This window comes from Streptomyces sp. (genome assembly GCF_050698815.1).
Lineage (GTDB): Bacteria > Actinomycetota > Actinomycetes > Streptomycetales > Streptomycetaceae > Streptomyces.
Genome location: NZ_JBOHCV010000696.1, coordinates 1 through 5122, shown reverse-complemented (window position 1 = coordinate 5122; position 5122 = coordinate 1). Strand labels below are relative to the sequence as shown.

Below are 5122 nucleotides of genomic sequence, written 5' to 3'. Positions count from 1 at the left end.
TCTCCAGGTCCAGGACCGAGTCGATGGCCTCCTTCGCCAGGATCTCGGCGGCGTCCTGGTCGACCAGGTAGTCGCCGCCCTTGATCGTGTCGAAGGTGTGCCACTCCCAGTTGTCCTCCTCGACGTTGGCGAGGGCCGCGGCCATGCCGCCCTGAGCGGCGCCGGTGTGGGAGCGGGTGGGGTACAGCTTCGTCAGCACCGCGGTGCGGCTGCGCTGCGTCGACTCGATGGCCGCGCGCATGCCCGCGCCGCCCGCGCCGACGATGACCGTGTCGTACTTGTGGATCTTCATTGGAGTTACCTCAGCCCCGGTACGTGCGTCAGCGGATGTTCGGGTCGAAGGTGAAGATCACCAGCGTGCCCAGCAGGACGGTGAACACCGTGGCGGTGTAGAGCAGCATCTTCAGCCACATGCGGGTGCCGTCCCGCTCGGCGTAGTCGTTGATGACCGTGCGCAGGCCGTTCCCGCCGTGCAGCATCGCCAGCCACAGCATCATCAGGTCCCAGACCTGCCAGAACGGCGAGGCCCAGCGTCCGGCGACGAAGGCGAAGCCGATCTTCTGCACGCCGCCGTCCAGCACGAGCTGGATCAGCAGGTGGCCGAGGACCAGGACGACGAGCACGACGCCGGACAGCCGCATGAACAGCCAGCCGTACAGCTCGAAGTTGGTGCGGGTCGACTTCGGTGTCCTGGCGGTACGGGCACGAGGGGCCGTGATCAGCGGGGCCGGGTTGTCCACGCCGTACGGGCGCGCGGTGCCGGCTTCGGCGCCGGTGTCGGTGTCGGTCGACATCGTTCATCAGCTCCCGAACAGCGAATGCAGTGTGTGCTGGAGAATGGGGTAGAAGGAACCGGCCATCAGGACGGCCCAGATGCCGAGCACGGTCCACAGCAGCTGCTTCTGGTACTGCGCGCCCTTCGACCAGAAATCCACCGCTATGACCCGCAGGCCGTTCAGCGCGTGGAAGAGGATGGCGGCGACGAGGCCGTACTCCATGAAGTTGACGAGCGGATTCTTGTACAGCGCTACTGCGTCGTCGTATGCCTCGGGGGAGACGCGGACGAGTGCGGTGTCGAGCACATGCACGAACAGGAAGAAGAAGATGAGGACGCCGGTGACTCGGTGAGCCACCCAGGACCACATGCCTTCCCGGCCGCGGTAGAGCGTTCCAGCCGGCACGGAAAAACCCTCCGAAAGCGGTGTCAGAGCCTGCCGCCATCTTCGACTCGGAAAGTTCAGCGGTGTCGGGCGGGCCCGGCCGGGTACGGTCCACCGGCCTGAGCCATCGTAGCGACGCTCTGTCGGTACAAGGTGCCGGGGGAGGCCCGGTGTGATCAATCAGGCACCGACGACCTGCCGCTACGCGAGGCCGCGAGGGGCCGCGACGTGGCGGACGATCCGGCCGCGGGCCGTGCGGCGCAGCTCGTCGGAGACCACCACGCGCTCCTCCTCCGCGTCGTTGCCGAGCCGGTCGCGGACTCCGGCCAGTGCCTGGTCCAGCCGCTGGTCAGGCCGGTAGTCGTCGAGGCAGATGAGGAAGGTGTGCCCGAAGCGGCTCTCGTACGCGGCGTGCGCCGCCCGCAGCGCGGTGCGGGCGTGCGGTGCCACGCCGCCGGGGACGGTGCAGGTCTGCTGTGCCCGTTCGGCGGCCAGCGCCTCCGCCAGGTCGGTGTGCGTCATGTCATAGCTCGCCTCGTCGACGGCGGCCAGCAGCGCCTCCACGTCCGGGTACGGGCGGCACGCCGCGATCCGGGCCGCCCAGCGGCGGCTGCCGCAGCAGCCGAGCAGCAGGGCCGTGGTCTCCTCGGCGGGCGCGGAGTTGAACCAGGAGAGCGGGACGGGCCGCGCGGCCCGCCCGTGGCCGTCGTACGGGGCCCCGACGGCCGGCGCGGCCTCGCTTCGCGGACGGGGCAGCGGCATGGGCTCCTCGGGCGGCTGGAGGGACGGGTGCTGGCGGATCGCGGCCACCGTAGCGACGGAGAGGCCGACTGATACGACGAGTTCGTGAATTTCACCCGGACGGGAGCGAACCGGCACGCATAGTTGATGAGGGCGAGCCTGAAAGGGGCAATAACGTATCTCTATGGGACGTAAGTGGTCAAAGAATCTGGTCGGTTCGACTGCCGTACTCGCGGCAAGCGCGACGGCGGCTCTCCTCCTCAGCGGCTGCACGGACGGGGACTCCGGCGGCGGCAACGGCGGCGGTGACGGCGGCACCCCCTCGCCGGCCGTGCCGACTCCGACCGGGCCCGCCCGGACCGGACCCGCGCCGGCGGCCGTCCCCTCCGTACGGGACTGGCGGCCCGTACGCGGGCCGGGCTGGAAGCCCTCGAAGTACACCCGGGTCGTCGCCGATCCCGGCGGGCCCCTCGCCGATGAGGCGAAGCTGCTCGCCGGCGAGCTGAAGGTCCCGTTCAGCAAGGGCCCGGCGCGTACGGCGGACGTCGAACTGACCCGGGACCCCAAGGCCGGGACCGGGCGGGAGGGCTACGTCCTGACGAGCGAGAAGGGAAAGGTGAAGATCACCGGCAGTTCCGGCGCCGGCGTCTTCTACGGCACCCGCACCCTGCTGCAGTCCGTACGCGACCGCGGCGCCGTCGCGGACGGCGTCGTGCGCGACCGGCCGGACCGCCCGCAGCGCGGCCTCTCGCTCGACATCGCGCGCAAGCACTTCAGTGCCGGCTGGATCGAGGACCGCATCCGGGAGATGGGCGACCTCAAGCTCAACCAGCTGCAACTGCACCTCTCCGACGACCAGGCGTTCCGTATCGAGAGCAGCTCGCACCCCGAGGTGGTCTCCGATCCGCACCTGACCAAGGCGGAGATCCGGGGAATCCTGAAGCTGGCCGCGTCCCGGCACATCACCGTCATCCCCGAGATCGACTCACCGGGGCACCTGGGCGCGGTGCTCAAGGCGCACCCGGACCTCCAGCTGAAGGAGGCCTCGGGAACCCCGACCGAGGGTGCCATCGACATCGCGAACCCCAAGGCCGCGAAGATCATCGACGATCTGCTGCGCGAGTACGCCGACCTGTTCCCCGGCAAGTACGGGCACCTGGGCGGAGACGAATATCTCGCCCTCACCAAGGAGGACCCCTCCGCCTCCTATCCCGGGCTGGCGGCCCGCGCCCGCGAGGAGCACGGGAATGACGCCGATGTACGGGACCTGGCGGCCGGGTGGCTGAACGACCGGGCCGCGGTGCTGCGCAAGGAGGGCAAGATCCCGCAGGTCTGGAACGACGGCATCCACCCCGACGGCGCCGTACGGCCGCGACGGGACCGCGAGGTCACGTACTGGACGGGCAGGGAGGCCGGCGCCCGCAACCCGGTGACTTACCTGAAGGAGGGCTGGAAGCTGATCAACATGAACGACGAGTTCCTGTACTACGTGCTCGGCCAGCCCAACAACTTCACCTACCCGACGGGTCAGCGGATCTACGAGGAGTGGACCCCTGCGGTGCTGCGCGGCACCAGGCCGGTGCCGAAGTCGCTGTCCGGGCCGGAGCACATCCTGGGCGGCCGGTTCGCGGTGTGGTGCGACCTGGCCCAGACCCAGACGACGGAACAGGTTGCCGCAGGCATCCGGATGCCGCTGCGCGCGACGGCGCAGAAGCTCTGGGACCCCAGCCGGCCGAAGCTGAGCTGGGCGGCGTTCAAGCAGCTCAGCGCACGCGTGGGCTGAGCTGCGAGGCGAGTGGCGGCCACTCCGGCCACACGGAACAAGCGAAGGCGACCGGGGTCGCCACCCCCCACAGGAGTGACCCCGATCGCCCTCGAGAACGGGCGCACCACGCCAGGGGTAGGCCCGCTATTTCTACAGCGTAGGAGTGGCTCATTCTGTTACCTGGTCAACTTACGTGGACGACGACCCACTCTTGGCCTTAGCGTGCTCTGGCATCGATGCTGGTCGGTGCGGGCAGAAAGACAGATAATCAACGACACGACAGGGCGGGCCCCTGACCAGGGGCGTGACCAGATCCGTTGGGACATCGCGGAGTGGGGCGAGACACGGGCGTGCAGGGGGACGACGCGGAGCTGACCGCCGCGGTGCGTGCGGCACAGGGCGGGGACGAGGAGTCCTTCCGCACCGTCTACCGCGCTGTGCACCCGCGGCTGCTCGGCTATGTCCGCACGCTGGTCAGCGACCCGGACGCCGAGGACGTCGCCTCGGAGGCATGGCTCCAGATAGCCCGCGACATCGACCGGTTCTCCGGCGACGCCGACCGGTTCCGTGGCTGGGCCGCCCGAATAGCCCGTAACCGTGCGCTCGATCATCTGCGGGCCCGTGGCCGCCGCCCGGCCCCCGGCGGGGACGAGAGCGAACTGGCCGTGCTGCCCGCCGGCGCCGACACCGCCGACGAGGCCATGGAGGCGCTCGGTACGGGGCGCACGATGGAGCTGATATCCCGGCTGCCGCAGGACCAGGCCGAAGCGGTCGTGCTGCGGGTGGTCGTCGGGCTGGACGCCAAGAGCGCCGCCCAGGTGCTGGGCAAGCGCCCCGGCGCCGTACGCACGGCCGCGCACCGCGGATTGCGGAAGCTCGCGGAAATGCTGGACGAGTCACAGGAAGAGGTCGCAGAACCGGCAGAGGGGCGGGAAGCGTCCCAGTGGGACACGGGCCGCGGTGTGACGCATAAGGGCCCGCGGACGCTGAGGGAAACGTGATGGCGTACGACGACCGGTACAGGTGGCTCGATGACGAAGCCGCGGAGCGCTTGCTCCGCGGCTCACCGGTCGATGGGCGCAGCCGGCCGCGCCGGGGACGCAACGGAGACGATCCGGGCGGCGCCGACGCGGCCGTCCCCGGCACCTCTTGGGGCGCGGCCACCGCCGGCCCGTCCACCGGGGCCGAGCGGCTCGCCGCCCTGCTCGACGCGCTGGTGGCGGAGCAGACCGCGACCCCGTCCGCGCTCGGCGCGGGGCGGCCGGAACGGCCGGCCCAGCAGTCCGCCGAACTCCCTGGCGAAGAAGCCGCGCTGGAAGCCTTCCGGGCCGCCCACGCGCAGCAGGCCGGAAGCCAGCACAGCGGCACGGTCGACATCACCGCGGGCCCCACCGACAGCGGCACCGTCGTGGGGAGACGCGCGGTGCGCGAGAGCCGCGGCCGGTCGGGCGGCGAC

The 5122-nt window shown here is 70.6% G+C and carries 6 protein-coding genes and 1 pseudogene; 3 read left to right on the top strand and 4 right to left on the bottom strand.

The genetic code is table 11. The annotated features are described in order from the left end of the window. The 4 genes from ACRDP3_RS24810 to ACRDP3_RS24795 form a co-directional block, all read right to left on the bottom strand. Positions 1-292, bottom strand: a 292-nt coding sequence (locus ACRDP3_RS24810; protein WP_431519221.1) for an FAD-binding protein, incomplete at its 3' end; no start/stop codon positions are given. Positions 293-320: 28 nt separating this feature from the next. Beyond that, the gene (locus tag ACRDP3_RS24805) at positions 321-794 is read right to left on the bottom strand and encodes a succinate dehydrogenase hydrophobic membrane anchor subunit (protein WP_431519220.1); all 474 of its coding nucleotides are present in this window, start codon (positions 792-794) and stop codon (positions 321-323) included. A 6-nt stretch (positions 795-800) separates the two neighbouring features. Beyond that, a complete protein-coding gene (gene sdhC, locus ACRDP3_RS24800; RefSeq protein WP_431519219.1) occupies positions 801-1181 on the bottom strand; it encodes a succinate dehydrogenase, cytochrome b556 subunit in 381 nt (126 codons plus the stop codon). Between the two features lie 180 nt (positions 1182-1361). Continuing rightward, on the bottom strand, positions 1362-1922 hold the full coding sequence (locus ACRDP3_RS24795) for a 2-oxo-4-hydroxy-4-carboxy-5-ureidoimidazoline decarboxylase (protein ID WP_431519218.1): 561 nt from the start codon (positions 1920-1922) through the stop codon (positions 1362-1364). 163 nt (positions 1923-2085) lie between these two features. Between ACRDP3_RS24795 and ACRDP3_RS24790 the strand changes: the two genes are divergently transcribed. The 3 genes and pseudogenes from ACRDP3_RS24790 to ACRDP3_RS24780 all read left to right on the top strand — a co-directional run. Beyond that, positions 2086-3684, top strand: coding sequence for a beta-N-acetylhexosaminidase (locus tag ACRDP3_RS24790; protein ID WP_431519217.1), 1599 nt, complete (start codon positions 2086-2088; stop codon positions 3682-3684). Between the two features lie 332 nt (positions 3685-4016). Beyond that, entirely contained in the window at positions 4017-4667 is a 651-nt protein-coding gene (locus ACRDP3_RS24785) for an RNA polymerase sigma factor (RefSeq protein ID WP_431519222.1), read from the top strand. Continuing rightward, positions 4667-5122 (top strand): annotated as a pseudogene (locus tag ACRDP3_RS24780) (hypothetical protein); the annotation flags it as partial. The gene ACRDP3_RS24785 and the pseudogene ACRDP3_RS24780, both read left to right, overlap by 1 nt.

What these genes read in the sequence shown, in the direction of transcription:
- ACRDP3_RS24805 (WP_431519220.1), bottom strand. Translation starts at nt 794, where the DNA reads ATGTCGACCGACACCGACACCGGCGCCGAAGCCGGCACCGCGCGCCCG.
- ACRDP3_RS24795 (WP_431519218.1), bottom strand. Translation starts at nt 1,922, where the DNA reads ATGCCGCTGCCCCGTCCGCGAAGCGAGGCCGCGCCGGCCGTCGGGGCC.
- ACRDP3_RS24790 (WP_431519217.1), top strand. Translation starts at nt 2,086, where the DNA reads ATGGGACGTAAGTGGTCAAAGAATCTGGTCGGTTCGACTGCCGTACTC.